General features: G+C 69.3%; 9 protein-coding genes. 8 read left to right on the top strand and 1 reads right to left on the bottom strand.

Annotation, left to right across the window (positions count from 1 at the left end):
* Nucleotides 1-89: 89 nt before the first annotated feature.
* The 7 genes from M3667_RS02285 to M3667_RS02255 all read left to right on the top strand — a co-directional run bounded on the left by M3667_RS02285 (nucleotide 90) and on the right by M3667_RS02255 (nucleotide 10,474).
* Nucleotides 90-1,445, top strand: a complete 1,356-nt coding sequence (locus M3667_RS02285) for an ABC transporter substrate-binding protein (protein WP_144828791.1) — start codon at nucleotides 90-92, stop codon at nucleotides 1,443-1,445.
* Nucleotides 1,442-2,383: a carbohydrate ABC transporter permease gene (locus tag M3667_RS16940; protein ID WP_251504422.1), complete on the top strand. Its 942-nt coding sequence runs from the start codon at nucleotides 1,442-1,444 to the stop codon at nucleotides 2,381-2,383. Before M3667_RS02285 ends, M3667_RS16940 begins: the two co-directional genes overlap by 4 nt.
* A 1-nt stretch (nucleotide 2,384) precedes the next feature.
* Nucleotides 2,385-3,263, top strand: coding sequence for a carbohydrate ABC transporter permease (locus tag M3667_RS02275; RefSeq protein ID WP_144828788.1), 879 nt, complete (start codon nucleotides 2,385-2,387; stop codon nucleotides 3,261-3,263).
* Nucleotides 3,260-4,405: a Gfo/Idh/MocA family protein gene (locus M3667_RS02270; protein ID WP_222123885.1), complete on the top strand. Its 1,146-nt coding sequence runs from the start codon at nucleotides 3,260-3,262 to the stop codon at nucleotides 4,403-4,405. Before M3667_RS02275 ends, M3667_RS02270 begins: the two co-directional genes overlap by 4 nt.
* Nucleotides 4,402-5,235, top strand: coding sequence for a ThuA domain-containing protein (locus tag M3667_RS02265; protein ID WP_144828785.1), 834 nt, complete (start codon nucleotides 4,402-4,404; stop codon nucleotides 5,233-5,235). Before M3667_RS02270 ends, M3667_RS02265 begins: the two co-directional genes overlap by 4 nt.
* Nucleotides 5,232-8,273 carry a glycoside hydrolase family 38 C-terminal domain-containing protein gene (locus M3667_RS02260; protein ID WP_308196421.1) on the top strand — a complete coding sequence of 1,014 codons (3,042 nt, stop codon included), beginning with the start codon at nucleotides 5,232-5,234 and terminating at the stop codon, nucleotides 8,271-8,273. The genes M3667_RS02265 and M3667_RS02260 overlap by 4 nt, the downstream gene beginning before the upstream one ends.
* Before the next feature lie 62 nt (nucleotides 8,274-8,335).
* Nucleotides 8,336-10,474 carry an alpha-galactosidase gene (locus M3667_RS02255; protein ID WP_308196420.1) on the top strand — a complete coding sequence of 713 codons (2,139 nt, stop codon included), beginning with the start codon at nucleotides 8,336-8,338 and terminating at the stop codon, nucleotides 10,472-10,474.
* Nucleotides 10,475-10,491: 17 nt separating this feature from the next.
* On the opposite strand, the gene M3667_RS02250 is transcribed toward M3667_RS02255, so the two are convergent.
* Nucleotides 10,492-11,805, bottom strand: a complete 1,314-nt coding sequence (locus M3667_RS02250) for a hypothetical protein (protein ID WP_154096012.1) — start codon at nucleotides 11,803-11,805, stop codon at nucleotides 10,492-10,494.
* 183 nt (nucleotides 11,806-11,988) lie between these two features.
* Between M3667_RS02250 and secA the strand changes: the two genes are divergently transcribed.
* Complete coding sequence (gene secA, locus M3667_RS02245; RefSeq protein WP_251505044.1) at nucleotides 11,989-14,790, top strand: preprotein translocase subunit SecA; 2,802 nt, start codon at nucleotides 11,989-11,991, stop codon at nucleotides 14,788-14,790.
* Nucleotides 14,791-14,910: the final 120 nt, after the last annotated feature.

Here is a 14,910-nt window from a genome sequence, read left to right as displayed (position 1 = left end):
CCTCATTCCAATTGTCCTAACATGCAGACGGGATGGACCCGACAGCTCGGCAAAGCAGCCGACGGGGTGTTTCCAGGAGAGGCATCGCAATGAAGCGCAAATACGTCGTTGCTGCGTTCACGGCCACCGTGGTCACCGCGGCGGGACTCACCGGCTGCTCCGCCGGAGACGCCACGAGCGGCGACGGCACGGACGGCCCCGTGACGATCAGCATTCTGGAGAGCAAGCAGACCAACATCGACGCGATCTCCAAGGAGATCCCGGGCTTCGAAGCCGCGATGAAGGAGCAGGGCAAGGACATCAAGGTCGACCTCATCGCCGATGTGCTGACGGACGAGCAGGTGAAGACCAAGCTCACCCAGCAGCTCATCGCCGGTCAGGCGCCCGACGTGCTCGACATCGGCGAGAACATGGCCATAGCGTGGTCGTCGGCCGGTTACCTCGAGCCCCTCGATTCCTACCTCGACCAGTGGGAGGGCTGGGAGCACTACTACCCCGCCGTCAAAGAGGCCATGACCCGACAGGACGGTCAGGTCTACAACCTCCCCTCCGGCGCCGGCGTGCTGAACCTCTTCTACCGCAAGGACGTGCTCGAGCAGCTCGGCGTCGACACGACGCAGCCCAAGACCTGGGACGACCTGATCTCGCGCCTCGAGAAGGTCAAGGCGGCCACCGGTGGGACGCCCATCGTCATCCCCGCCGGAACGGCCTGGGGTGGCGGAACGTGGGGCGAGGGCTTCCAGCCTCTGCTCGGCGGGACCGACACCGGGTACTACGACAGCGAGACGGCGACGTGGGATCTCGACACCCCCGGCTGGCTCGCCGTCTTCGAGCTCTACGCCGAGCTCGTGCAGAAGGGCCTCATGCCGGTCCAGGATCTGCAGAACCCGAACCCGTGGGAGCCGACGAAGTACGTCAAGTTCCCCGCGGGCGACATCCAGGTCTCGGCTCAGGGCACGTGGGGATGGAAGTTCGACTGGGGCCCCGACGGTGCCACCCCCATCGACGGCCTCACCGAGAAGGTCTCGACGTGGCAGTGGCCGGGTCTGCGCGACGGCGACCAGCCCTACGGCTGGAGCAGCACCGGTGGCGGTTACGCGATCTCCGCCGACTCCGACAAGAAGGCCGCGGCCTTCGAGTTCATCAAGTACCTCTCCAGCGGCAAGCCGCTGGCCGAGCAGCTCGTGGCCTCGGGAGCGGCGTCCGCCCGCGACGACCTCGACGACGTGGCCCCCTACTCCGGCGAGCCGCAGCTGCTGCAGGCCGGTGAAGACCTCTCGAACAGCGTCTTCGTGGTGACCGGCGACGGCGCCGACCAGATCAGCCAGGCGGTCGCCACCGCGACCGAGCTGATCCTGAGCGGTCAGGCCGACGGCAAGCAGGCCTACGAGGCCTTCAAGAAGGACGCCACCGACCTGCTCGGACCGAGCCTGGTGAAGCAGTGACGTCGATCGTCGACGTCCCCGCCGCGGTGCAGACGGCTGAGCAGCCGCCTGCGCCGCGGCGCCGGCGCGCCCGCACATGGCCGCTGGTCCTCCTTCTGCTGGGCCCCTCGGCCGTCCTGATCGTGCTGTTCATCGTGCTGCCGGCCGTGTACGGCATCTGGCTCAGCCTCACCAACACGCAGTTGACGGGGTTCGCGGCGCGAAATCCGAAGTTCGTGGGGTTCGACAACTACGCGTACCTGCTCGGCAGCACCGACTTCCTCGGCTCCCTGGGGCAGACCGGCACCTTCCTCTTCTGGTCGGCGATCGTCGGGCAAACGGTGCTCGGAATGGTCGCCGCGATCCTGTTGAGTCGGCCGTGGATCCGCGGCAAGGGCTTCTTCGGGGCCGCGCTGCTCATGCCGATGGTCGTTCCGGAGGTCGTCGCCTCGCTCACCTGGGCCAGCGTGCTGGCGACCAGCCCGGAGGGGACGCTGAACCGGCTCACCGCGGTGTTCGGCTCCGAGCCCACCGCGTGGTTGCAGACGGCGCCGATGCTCGCCATCATCCTCGTCAACATCTGGCGTGGTCTGGCCTTCGCCATGATCATGTTCCAGGCCGCCCTCGAGGACGTCCCTGCTGAGCTGATCGAAGCCGCCCGCGTCGATGGGGCCAGCGCCGTCCAGGTGTTTCGGCACGTCACCCTTCCGCTCATCCGCGGTCCGGTCTTCCTCTACCTGCTGCTCACGACCATCAGCACCGTCGGCGTGTTCGGTCTCGTGTACTTCCTCACCCGAGGTGGCCCCGGCGGTCAGACGCGCATCGCCGCCATCTACATCTACGAGCGGGCCCTGCAGTTCTCGCAGATCGGCATCGGCAGCGCCGCGTCGATCATCCTGCTCGTCATCGTCGTCGTGCTGGGCTTCACATACGTGCGCCTGGCGAAGGTAGAGGTGTGACATGACCGCCATCGACAGCCGCGTCGCGGCTTCCGCGCACGTCGAACGTCGACGTCGTCTCGGTCCCGTCGACGTCCTGCAGAGATGCATCGGCTACGCGCTGATCGTCGTGCTGGCACTGTTCTGCCTCGTCCCGTTCGCGTGGGTCGTGTTCAGCGCCGTCGACGCCGATGCGGGCGCGACGGTCCAATGGCCGGCGCTCTCGTTCGAGAACTTCGTGCGCTTCTTCACGGCATCCGGAACGCCCCTGCTTCTGGTGAACAGTCTGATCATCGCGATCTCGTCGACGGCGTTGAACCTCGTCCTCGGGATCGCCGGAGGCTACGCCTTGTCGCGGTTCGCCTTTCGCGGACGACGGTTCTTCATGTTCAGCATCCTGCTGATCCGCGTCATCCCGGCGCCGGCGACGATCGTGGCGCTGTACTTGATCATGGTCAACCTGGGATTGGCCAACACCCTGCACGGGCTCATCATCGTGCAGGCGGTCAGTGGACTGCCGGTGACCCTCTGGTTGATGAAGGGCACCGTCGACGCGGTCCCGATGGAGCTCGAGGAAGCGGCCTGGACCGACGGCAACACCCGCCTCCAGGGTGCTCGGCGCATCGTCCTCCCGCTCATGGGACCCGGACTGGGCGCGGCGGCCATGCTCATGTTCATGGGTTCGTGGGGCGACTTCCTCACCCCGCTCGTGCTCCTGCAGAACCAGGAGCTCTACCCGCTCGCGATCGGACTGTTCCGCGCCTTCAGCGAGCGCAACATCGTCGACTGGGGCCTGCTGGCCGCGAGCGCCGTGGTCTATGTCCTGCCCCCCGCCGTGCTGTACATGCTGGTGCGCAAGAACCTGCTCAAGTCGAGCCTCGGCGGAGCGTTGAAGGGATGACGGAGATGTCCGAGTCGATGCGTCTACCCGTCGTGGTCGTCGGTGCCGGAGCGATGGGTGGGGAGTGGTTGCGGATGCTGTCGCGCTCGCCGCACGCCCGCGCCGTCGGCGTCGTCGATCTCGACGTCGACCTCGCGCGCGAGACCGTCGCGGGGATCGGCCTCGACGCGGTCGTCGGCGCATCCCTCGTCGACGTCGTCGAGCGATCCGGTGCCCGAGCCGTCGTCAACGTCACGGTGCCGCAGGCGCATCGGGTCGTGAACGAGCAGGCGATGCGCGCGGGGCTCCCCGTCCTGTGCGAGAAGCCGCTCGCCCCGACGGTCGCCGAGGCATTGCGCCAGGTCGCACTCGCCGACGCGACGGGGCAGCTGCTCATGGTCAGCCAGTCGCGACGCTACTTCGACCACCTCGCGGCGTTCCGCGACGTGGTGGGCGCGCTCGGTCCGATCGGGGCCGTGCACGCGCAGTTCTTCCACGAGGACCACGAGCCCGGCTTCCGCGAGCAGATGGCGCACCCTCTGCTGGTCGACATGTCGGTGCACCACTTCGACATGCTGCGTTACCTCAGCGCCGACGAACCGGTCAGCGTGCGCTGCGACTCCTGGAACCCGTCGTGGAGCTGGTTCGCCGGTGACGCGGCCGCCACGGCCACCTTCGAGCTGGCCTCGGGCGCGCGATTCGTCTACTCGGGGAGCCGCGCGACGCCCGGACTGCAGACGTCGTGGAACGCCGACTGGCGGGTCTACGCCGAGCACGGCGCCACGCACTGGGACGGGGATGCCCTCGTCGAGACCGACACGGTCGGCGTCGAGGTCGAGGTGCGCAGCGACAGCGAAGGCATCGAGGGGTCCCTGAAGGAATTCGTCGCGTCCCTGCGGTCGGGTCGCACCCCGCAGAACGAAGTGCGCGCGAACGTCCGCACCCTCGCGATGGTCGAGGGCGCGATCCGCAGCAGCGACCGCGGCGGCGAGAAGGTCGTGCTCGACGACCTGATCGAGGAGTCGCTCGCGCTCGCCATCGCCGCCGAGGAGCACGATGACATCCGCGACCTTCTGCGGTCGTGGACGAGCGCCGCCGACGGCATCACCACACCGGCCTGGGGGTCAGCCCCGGCCATGATCGCGTCTGGAGGCGCTCGATGACCACTCCCACCCTGCCGAAGAAGGCCATCCGCGTCGTCGTGTGGGGTGAGAACCGCCACGAGCAGATCAACGAGGTCGTCCGCGGCATCTATCCCGACGGGATGCACAGCACCATCGCGGCCGGCATCACGGGTCTGCTGGGCGAGGAGGTCACCGTGACCACGCGCGTGCTCGACGACGCCGAGCACGGGATGACGGAGGAACTGCTCGCCGAGACCGATGTACTGCTCTGGTGGGGCCACACCGCCCACGAGGAGGTCGCGGACGAGGTCGTGGACCGCATCCAGAAGCACGTCCTCGAGGGGATGGGCATCATCGTCCTGCACTCGGGGCACCACTCCAAGATCTTCCGTCGGCTCATGGGGACGACGTGCAGCCTGCGGTGGCGCAACGACGCCGACAGCGAGCTCGTCTGGACGGTGTCGCCGCGGCATCCGATCGCCGAGGGCGTCCCGCAGCCGCTCGTCATCCCGGGGCAGGAGATGTACGGCGAGTTCTTCGACATCCCCGAACCCGATGAGCTGGTGTTCATCAGCAGCTTCTCCGGCGGCGAGGTGTTCCGCAGCGGCATCACCTATCGCCGCGGATACGGCAAGGTCTTCTACTTCAGCCCCGGCGACGAGATCTACCCCGTCTACCACCATCCCGACGTGCAGCGCGTGATCGCGAACGGCGTGAAGTGGGCGTACTCCTCTCGCGAGCGCGAGTCGTACCTCGTCACGCCCATGTACCTGACCGGGGAGTTCGACCGGCCGGTGCTCGGCTCGCCCGACGGCCTCGTCGATTACTACACCCGTGAGCTGATCGCGCCGCGGGAGAACGGCGCGTGACAGCCGAGGAGAACCCCAACGGGCGGGTGAGATTGGATGCCGAGACGCTCGCGATGCAGAGGGTGCGGCGTTTCACCCGCTTCCGCCTCGCGCCGGCCGTTCACCGCGATACCCGTCCGGTGGAGATCCGGGCATGGAGGGTCGGCGGGGAGCCCGTCCCCTTCGCGACCGCGGCGGTGCAGGAGTTCGAGCCGATCGCCCTGGGCGCGTCGTGGGGGCGGCCGTGGGACACGGTGTGGTTCGACGTGCGCGGAGAGGTCCCCGCCGAGTGGCCGGTCGACGAGGCCGAGCTGCTGGTCGACCTCGGATTCGTCGAGGAGCAGCCCGGGTTCCAGGCGGAAGCGACCGCCTACCGCCCCGACGGCACGATCGTGAAAGCCATCGAACCCCGCAACGCGTGGGTGCCCCTCCCACACGCGGGCTCGTTCCGGCTGCTGCTGGAAGCCGCGGCCAACCCGACCATCCAGGTGCCCTACGAGTACGAACCGACGTCGCTGGGCGATCCTGCGACGGCCGGCGACGACGAGCACTACCGCCTCGTCCGTCTCGAGCTCGTTCGCCGCGATGTCGTCGTGTGGGAACTGCTGCAGGACGTCATCGCCCTCGAGGGACTGGTTCAGACCCTGCCCCCCGAGACGGCGCGCCGCGCCGACATCGTGCATGCGCTGGAGCGCATGGTCGACGTCATGGATCCCGACGACGTCTCGGCGACGGCGCAGAGCGGGCGCGAGGTCCTGGCCCCCGCGCTCGCGATGACGGCGCCGGGCAGCGCGCTGCGCGTGAGCGCCGTGGGACACGCGCACATCGATTCGGCGTGGTTGTGGCCGACTCGCGAGACCGTCCGCAAGGTCGCGCGCACGTTCGCGAACGTCGTCGACCTCATCGATCGCGACCCCGACTTCGTCTTCGCCGCGTCGTCGGCACAGCAGTACCTCTGGTTGAAGCAGAGTCAGCCGGAACTGTTCGAGCGGGTCCGCTCGGCCGTGGCCGCCGGTCGCTTCCGCCCGGTCGGGGGGATGTGGGTCGAATCCGACACCAACATGCCCAGCGGCGAGTCGCTCGCTCGACAGTTCGTGCAGGGCAAGGCGTTCTTCCTCGAGGAGTTCGGGGTAGACAGTGCCGAGGTGTGGCTGCCCGACTCGTTCGGGTACAGCGCCGCCCTGCCGCAGATCGCCCGCGCGGCCGGTGCCCGGTCGTTCGTGACGCAGAAGCCGTCGTGGAACGAGACGAACCGCATTCCCTACTCGACGTTCCACTGGGAAGGGATCGACGGGTCCCGCCTGTTCACGCATCTTCCGCCCGCCGAGACGTACAACTCCGATCTCGGGGCCGCGGATCTCGCCCGCACGGAGCGCGTCTTCAGCGAGAAGGGTCGGGCCCGCGAGGTTCTGGGGCTGTTCGGCTGGGGGGACGGAGGGGGAGGGCCCACTCGCGAGATGCTGGCCCAGGCTCATCGCAAACGCGACCTCGAGGGTTCGCCCCGGGTCTTCCTGCGCGATCCGCAGTCGTTCTTCGCGGCCGCGGAGGCCGAACTCGCCTCTCCGCCCGTCTGGGTGGGTGAGATGTACCTCGAACTGCATCGCGGCACGCTCGTCTCGCAGCAGAAGACGAAGCGGGGCAACCGCCACAGCGAGGCGCTGCTGCGGCAGGCGGAGTTGTGGGCGGCGACGGCGGCGATCCTCCGGGGGACCCCCTATCCCGCGCGGGAACTGCGCGACGCCTGGCGGCAGGTACTGCTGCTGCAGTTCCACGACATCCTCCCGGGGACCTCGATCGCCTGGGTCCATCAGGAGGCCGAGGTCGCGTACGCGCGCGTGGCCGAGGTCCTCGAGAAGATCATCGCCGCGTCGCTCGCGTCGCTCGCGACGGGGGGAGACGCTCAGCTCAGCGCCAACGCGGGCCCGTACCTCCGCGACGGCGTCGAGGCGATGTCGATCGGGCCGTCCCGCCCGGTCGAGCCCGTCGTGCCCGCCGCCGACGGCGACGTCTTCGTCCTCCAGGACGACACCCTCCGCGTGGTCGTCGATCGTCGGGGAGCATTCACCTCCATCCGCGACCTCGTCGTCGGACGTGAGGTCCTTCCCGACGGCGTCCCCGGGGGCGTCCTGCACGTGCTGCGCGACACCCCGCGTGAGTGGGACGCGTGGGACATCAATGAGGAGGATCAGCGCTCCGGCCGCGCGCTGACGGATCCGGTCGACGTCCGGATCGACGGCGACGCGGTCTTCATCCGGCACCGGTTCGGCGCCTCGCGCATCGACGTCCGTGTGCGCGTTCGCGAGGGGCGCGTGGACCTGTCGTTCGACATCGACTGGCACGAGTCCCAGAAGCTGCTCAAACTGGCGTTCCCGCTCGATCTGCGCGCCGACCGCGCGGCCTCTGAGATCCAGTACGGCCATCTGCATCGGGCCATCCACCGCAACACGTCCTGGGACTCGGCCCGCTTCGAGACCGTGGCCCACCGATGGGTCCATGTCGGCGAGCCGTCGTGGGGTGTCGCCATCGCGAACGACGTGGTCTACGGCCACGACCTGCGCACGCTTCAGGCGCCGTCCGGTCGGCCGATGGTCGTCGCGCGGCTGTCCCTCCTTCGCGCACCGCGATACCCCGACCCGGGCGCCGACCAGGGTCGTCACGAGTTCACCGTCAGCCTCCGGCCGGGTGGCATTCCGGACGCGGTCGTGGACGGATATCGCCAGAGCCTGCCGATGCGCCCGTTGCGTGGTGCGGCCGTGCCCGCGCTCGTCGCCGTGTCGCACCCCGCGGTCGTGATCGAGGCGGTCAAGCTCGCCGAGGACGACAGCGGAGATCTCGTGGTGCGCCTCTACGAGGCCCATGGTGACCGCGTGAGCGCGACCCTGACCACCTCCATCGAGTGGGATGCGGTGGAGGCGACGGATCTGCTCGAGCGGGCACTGCCCGGGACGGGGGTTTCGTCGACCTCTGACCGGGCGATCGAGCTGGACCTCCGGCCCTTCGAGCTCGTGACGCTGCGCCTGCGCGGCCCCCGCTCGCCCTCCGCTCGGGCGTCCGCGTGAGCATGCACGGGAGCGCCGAGCTGATCCCCGCGGACACGATTCTCCATCTCGCTGCGGGCGGGGTGAGCGTTCTTCTCGACCTCACCGAGGGGCGCCTGCCGGCGATCCTGCACTGGGGGGCGGGTCTCGGCCGGCTGAGCGAGGTCGAGGCCGACGCCCTGCGCCTGGCGGCGATCGAACCGGCATCGGGAAACGTCGTGGACGAGCCCGTGCGCGTCGCGATGCTCCCCGAGCACCATGCCGGGTGGGAGGGCAGGCCCGGAGTGACGGGGCATCGCGCAGGTGCGGACTGGTCGCCGAAGTTCACCGTCGTCTCCGTCGCGGTCGCGGCTGAGGGGGATCCCCTCCGTCGCGATGGACGTCTCGTCGAGGCCGGCCCGGCCGTCGTGACGGTGGCCGCCGCCGACGAGACCGCGGGTCTGCGCCTCGAGCTCGACATCGAGCTGGCGGCGAGCGGACTGCTGCGCGCCCGCGCAGAGCTGGAGAACATCGGGGCGGGCGTGTACAGCGTCGACGGGATCGCGCTGGCGTTCCCGATCCCGGTGCGGGCTCGGGAGATCCTCGACTTCGCCGGACGATGGAGCAAGGAGCGCATCCCGCAGCGTCGCGAGCTCGTCGTCGGCATCCACGATCGCGAGGGCCGCAAGGGCCGCACGGGTCCGGATGCGGCGACGGTGCTCACCGTCGGCGAGACGGGATTCGGTTTCGGCGCCGGCGAGGTCTGGGGCGTCCACGTCGGTTTCAGCGGCAACCACCGTCACTACGCCGAGCGGTTGTCGGCGGGGGCGCAGGTGATCGGGGGCGGTGAGCTGCTGCTCCCGGGCGAGGTCGGGCTCGACCGGGGCGAGAGGTACCGATCACCGTGGGTCTACGCGGCCTACGGTGCGGGACTCGATGAGCAGGCTCATCGTTTCCACCGGTTCCTGCGCGGGCGCCCGACGCACCCGGCGACGCCCCGGCCGGTGACCCTGAACGTGTGGGAGGCCGTCTACTTCGATCACGATCTCGATCGGCTCCTCGACCTCGCCGACCGCGCCGCCGCGATCGGGGTGGAGCGGTACGTGCTCGACGACGGCTGGTTCACCGGGCGGAGGGACGACACGAGCGGGCTCGGGGATTGGACGGTGGATGTCGGCCTCTGGCCCGACGGCCTGACCCCGCTCGTGGATCGGGTGACGTCGCTGGGGATGCAGTTCGGGCTGTGGTTCGAACCCGAGATGGTCAACGAGGACAGCGCCCTGGCCCGGGCGCACCCCGAGTGGATCATGCAGACGGGCGGGCGGCTGCCCGTCCGCGGACGCGGCCAGCAGGTGCTCAACCTCGGCATCGACGAGGCGTATCGATACGTCCTCGACGCGATGACGGCGGTCCTCGCCGCCCACGACATCTCGTACATCAAGTGGGATCACAACCGTGACCTCATCGATGCCGGCACCGCCCCGGCGGGGAAGCCGGGCGTGCACGCGCAGACACTCGCGGCTTACCGTCTGATGGACGAGCTGCGTCGCCGGTTCCCCGGTCTGGAGATCGAGTCCTGCTCGTCCGGCGGCGGTCGCGTCGACCTCGGCGTCATCGAGCGCACCGATCGCGTGTGGGTGAGTGACTGCATCGATCCCCTCGAACGGCAGCAGATGATGCGGTGGACCCTTCAACTGCTTCCGGCCGAGCTGCTCGGTTCCCACATCGGTTCGAGCGTCAACCACACGACCGGCCGGTCACATCCGCTGTCGTTCCGGGCGGCCACCGCGCTCTTGGGCCATTTCGGCATCGAGTGGGATCTGGCGCAGGCGACCCCGCAGGAGAATGCCGACCTCGCCGAGTGGATCCGCTTCTACCGCGACCATCGCGCCCTTCTCCACACGGGCGAGATCGCTCGGGCGGAGGAGATCGACCCCTCGTTCCAGGTCACGGCCGTCGTGGCTGCCGATTGCTCGGAGGCACTCGTCTTCCTCGTGTTCCTGACTCGTCCGACGGTGTCTCCGCGCGGCCGCTTCACCCTGCCGGGCCTGGACGCCGAAAAGACCTACCGGGTCGCGCCGGTGGTCGTCGGCACACCCGACCCGGGCCGCGCCGACCCACCGTGGTACGCCGACGGGGCCGGTGTGACGATGAGCGGGCGGGCGCTTGCCGCGGCGGGGCTGCATCTGCCGGGTTCGTTCCCCGAACGGGTCGTGCTCCTGCGCGCCACGGAAGTGGTCTGACGGGGGGAGTGGCCGGGTCAGCCGTCGAAGATGTCGCCGAGGAGCGATCCGATGACGAGGCCGCCGAGCATGCCGCCGACCATGTTGCCGCCGCCCATGCCGCCCCCGCGGCCGTAGCCGCCGCCCCGGCCGTAGCCGTTGCCGCCCCAGTCGTCGGGGCGTGACTGCTCGATGTCGCGCTGGGCGATCTGCAGGGCCTCGGATGCCAGGGAGCCGGCGCGACGCGCGGTGGCGAGGGCCGTCTCGCGGTCGTCTTCGGAGATGGGGCCGAGGGGGAGTCCGGCGCGCAGACGCTCCGCCTCGACGAAGCGCGTGCGGGCGTCGGCCCCGATCCAGCCGCGGTGGCCGGTGATGAGGCCGCGCGCGACGGCGATCTGCCGATCGGCGTCGTCGATCGCGTGGTCGACCTGATCTTGCGAGGGCACCGGCCGGGCGGCGCGCTCGCGCGCGCGGTCGAGGTCGGCGTTGGCCTGGCGCAGCGACGACAGGGCCGCGAAGGGGTCGCTCCGCGTTCCGGATGCCGGCAGGGCCGTCAACGCCTGCTGCAGTGTCGCCATCGCCTGGGTGACGACGGGGGTCTGCGGGCCGCGTCGCGCTTCGACGAGGTCGTTGCGCGAGTCGTCGACGACGGCGGCGAGGGTCGACTCGGCGCGCAGCGCCTCGATCTCGAAGGTGTCCACGGCGTCGAGGAGAGATTCGGCCCGGCGCACGGCCTCGGTCGCGGCCTCGAGGGCGACGGACGCCTGCTCGCGCTGGCCGGCGTCGCGACGACGCTCGGAGACCGAGGCGGTGTGCACGGCGAAGTCGAGCAGCTGCTCGATCTCCTCCGGGTTGCCGCCGATCTGCGAGAGGGCGGAGTCGCTGTAGCGCCGCGAGAGGCGATCCACGACCTCGCGGGCGTTCGGGATGCGTTCGGCGAGGCGGTCGCGGTCGGCGCGGACGCGCGCGAGGATCTCGGGGGCGCGTCGCACGGCGTCGATCTTGGGCTGCAGCACCTGGGTGCGCTCTTCGAGCAGGTCTTCGGCCCACTGCGAGAGCTGGATGATGCGCGCGTTGCGCGTGCGCAGCTCTTCTTTGGTGTCGGGGATCTCGTCGTGGTTCAGCTGATGCAGCTGGAACGCCTCGGCGAGGTGCGTCCGCACGGAGTCGAGGGCCGCCGCGAGGTCTTCCGTGGCCTTGTCTCCGAGCTCGGCACGGGCGAAGTCGAGCTCATCCGAGGTGAGGCGCACACGTTCGTCGGCCGCGACGATCGCCAGTTCCGCTCGGCGTGCCAGGTCGGCATCCGCCGCGTCTTGTTCTTCGCGCTTCCTCTTGCCCCAGAAACCGGCCATGGCTCGATCCTAAGCCGCCGTTTCGCGCACCCAGCCGTGTGTTCGCTGCGGGCGCGAGCGGCTCTTTCGGATTGCGGCCTGCTCGCAGGTCACGAACGGGTAACACGGATAACATGGGCGATGTATGCCTGTTCGCAGGCCGGTGTCCGTACGGACGCCGCACCCGACCAGATGGAGATGCTCGTGGCCAATCCGCTCGAGAAACTGCTGCGCGCCGGCGAGGGCCGCATCCTGCGCCGACTGCAGGGCGTCGTGAAGGCGACCGGAGCGCTCGAAGAGGACTACGAGCAGCTCACCGACGACGAGCTGCGCAATGAGACCGTCGAGCTGCGCGCCCGCTACGAAGCCGGCGAGACGCTCGACCAGCTCATGCCCGAGGCGTTCGCCGCCGTGCGCGAGGCGGCCAAGCGCACGCTCGGTCAGCGTCCCTACGACGTGCAGATCATGGGCGGCGCGGCCCTGCACCTCGGCAACATCGCCGAGATGAAGACCGGTGAGGGCAAGACGCTGACCGCGGCCCTACCGGCCTACCTCAACGCGATCGCGGGCCAGGGTGTGCACGTCATCACGGTCAACGACTTCCTCGCGAGCTACCAGTCCGAGCTGATGGGTCGCGTCTACCGCGCGCTGGGCATGACCACGGGCACCGTCGTGGCCGGTCAGACCCCCGAGGTGCGCCGCCAGCAGTACGAGGCCGACATCAGCTACGGCACGAACAACGAGTTCGGCTTCGACTACCTGCGCGACAACATGGCCTGGCGCAAGGAAGACCTCGTGCAGCGCGGTCACTTCTACGCGATCGTCGACGAGGTCGACTCGATCCTCATCGACGAAGCCCGCACCCCGCTGATCATCTCGGGCCCGGCATCCGGTGAAGCCAACCGCTGGTTCGCGGAATTCGCCAAGCTCGCCCGCACCCTCGAGGCCGGAGTCGACTACGAGGTCGACGAGAAGAAGCGCACGATCGGCGTGCTCGAGCCCGGCATCGAGAAGGTCGAGGACTACCTCGGCATCGACAACCTGTACGAGTCGGCCAACACCCCGCTGATCTCGTTCCTCAACAACTCGATCAAGGCGATCGCGCTGTTCAAGCGCGACACCGACTACGTCGTCATGAACGACGAGGTCATGATCGTCGACGAGCACACCGGTCGCATCCTCGTGGGCCGTCGCTACAACGAGGGCATCCACCAGGCCATCGAGGCGAAGGAGAACGTGCCGGTCAAGGCCGAGAACCAGACCCTGGCCACCGTCACGCTGCAGAACTACTTCCGCCTGTACGAGAAGCTCTCGGGCATGACCGGTACCGCCGAGACCGAGGCGGCCGAGTTCATGTCGACCTACAAGCTCGGCGTGGTGCCCATCCCCACGAACAAGCCGATGATCCGCAAGGACCAGTCCGACCTCGTCTACAAGAACGAGACGGCCAAGTTCGCGCAGGTCGTCGAAGACATCGTCGAGCGCCACGAGAAGGGCCAGCCCGTCCTCGTGGGCACCACGAGCGTCGAGAAGAGCGAGTACCTCTCGCGCCTGCTCGCGAAGAAGGGCGTGCGCCACGAGGTGCTCAACGCGAAGAACCACGCGCGCGAGGCCGAAATCGTCGCCCGCGCCGGTCGCCTGGGCGCCGTCACCGTCGCCACCAACATGGCCGGTCGTGGAACCGACATCATGCTCGGCGGAAACGCTGAGTTCCTCGCCGTGCAGGAGATGAAGGCGAAGAACCTCGACCCCGTCGAGACGCCCGAGGCCTACGAGTCCGAGTGGGACTCGGTCTACCAGGGCATGCGCGACGTCGTCGCCGAAGAGGCCGCGAAGGTCGTCGAGGCCGGTGGCCTCTACGTGCTCGGCACCGAGCGCCACGAGTCGCGCCGCATCGACAACCAGCTGCGCGGTCGCTCCGGCCGTCAGGGCGACCCCGGCGAGAGCCGCTTCTACCTGTCGCTCACCGACGACCTCATGCGCCTGTTCCAGTCGGGGGCGGCCGAGGCCATCCTCGCGCGGACCAACTTCCCCGACGACGTCGCCATCGAGTCGGGCCTCGTCTCGCGCGCGATCAAGAGCGCGCAGTCGCAGGTCGAGGCGCGCAACGCCGAGATGCGCAAGAACGTCCTGAAGTACGACGACGTGCTGAACCGCCAGCGCGAGGCGATCTATGCCGACCGCCGTCACATGCTCCAGGGCGACGACATCGCCGACCGCGTGCAGCACTTCATCGAAGACGCCATCACGGCCGTCATCGACGACCACACCGGCTCGGGTCACACCGAGTCGTGGGACTTCGACGCCCTGTGGACCGAGCTGAAGACCATGTACCCGGTGAGCGTCACGATCGACGAGGTCGTGGCCGAGGCGGGTGGCAGTAAGGGCCGCATCACGCCCGAGGGGCTCAAACGCGAGATCATCTCCGACGCCCGCATCGCGTACGAGAACCGCGAGAAGGCCCTCGGCGCCCAAGCGCTGCGCGAGCTCGAGCGCCGCGTGGTGCTGCAGGTGCTCGACCGCCGCTGGCGCGAGCACCTGTACGAGATGGACTACCTCAAGGACGGCATCGGCCTGCGCGCCATGGCCCAGCGCGACCCGCTCATCGAGTACCAGCGCGAGGGCTACCAGATGTTCCAGTCGATGATGGGGCAGATCAAGGAGGAGTCGGTCGGCTTCCTCTACAACCTCGAGGTCGAGGTGCGCGAGGTCGAGGGCGAGCCCGCGGCCCAGGTCGAGGCGAAGGGCCTGGCGCCCACCCCCGTCGAGACCCAGCGCCTGGAGTACTCCGCCGCGAACGACGCCGGCGAGGTCGAGGTGCGCAACGACCGCGGTCAGGTGCAGCAGGCGGCGACCAACCGCCTGCGCCAGGCGGCTCAGCCGGCCGCCGCTCCCGCCGCCGAGGCGCCCGCCGCCGCTCGCGGCGCGTTCGGGCAGCGCACTGACGCTCCCGAGCAGGCCGCGTCGGGCAACCGCGCCGATCGCCGCGCCGCGAAGAAGAAGTAAGACGGATCCCCGGATGCCGCGTCCCACCCGGACGCGGCATCCGGCGTTTCCGGACTCGGGTGCGGCGGACCGCCGTCGAGCGGATCGCGGGCACGGCGCGCCGGGGGGAACCCGCTCGGG

Source organism: Microbacterium sp. P26, from assembly GCF_023712585.1.
Taxonomy (GTDB): Bacteria; Actinomycetota; Actinomycetes; order Actinomycetales; family Microbacteriaceae; genus Microbacterium; species Microbacterium algihabitans_A.
This window is presented reverse-complemented; position numbering and strand designations above follow the sequence as displayed.

Coding starts and splice junctions, on each gene's coding strand:
- M3667_RS02270 (WP_222123885.1), top strand. CDS start 3,260: ATGACGGAGATGTCCGAGTCGATGCGTCTACCCGTCGTGGTCGTCGGT.
- M3667_RS02265 (WP_144828785.1), top strand. CDS start 4,402: ATGACCACTCCCACCCTGCCGAAGAAGGCCATCCGCGTCGTCGTGTGG.
- M3667_RS02275 (WP_144828788.1), top strand. CDS start 2,385: ATGACCGCCATCGACAGCCGCGTCGCGGCTTCCGCGCACGTCGAACGT.
- M3667_RS02250 (WP_154096012.1), bottom strand. CDS start 11,805: ATGGCCGGTTTCTGGGGCAAGAGGAAGCGCGAAGAACAAGACGCGGCG.
- M3667_RS02285 (WP_144828791.1), top strand. CDS start 90: ATGAAGCGCAAATACGTCGTTGCTGCGTTCACGGCCACCGTGGTCACC.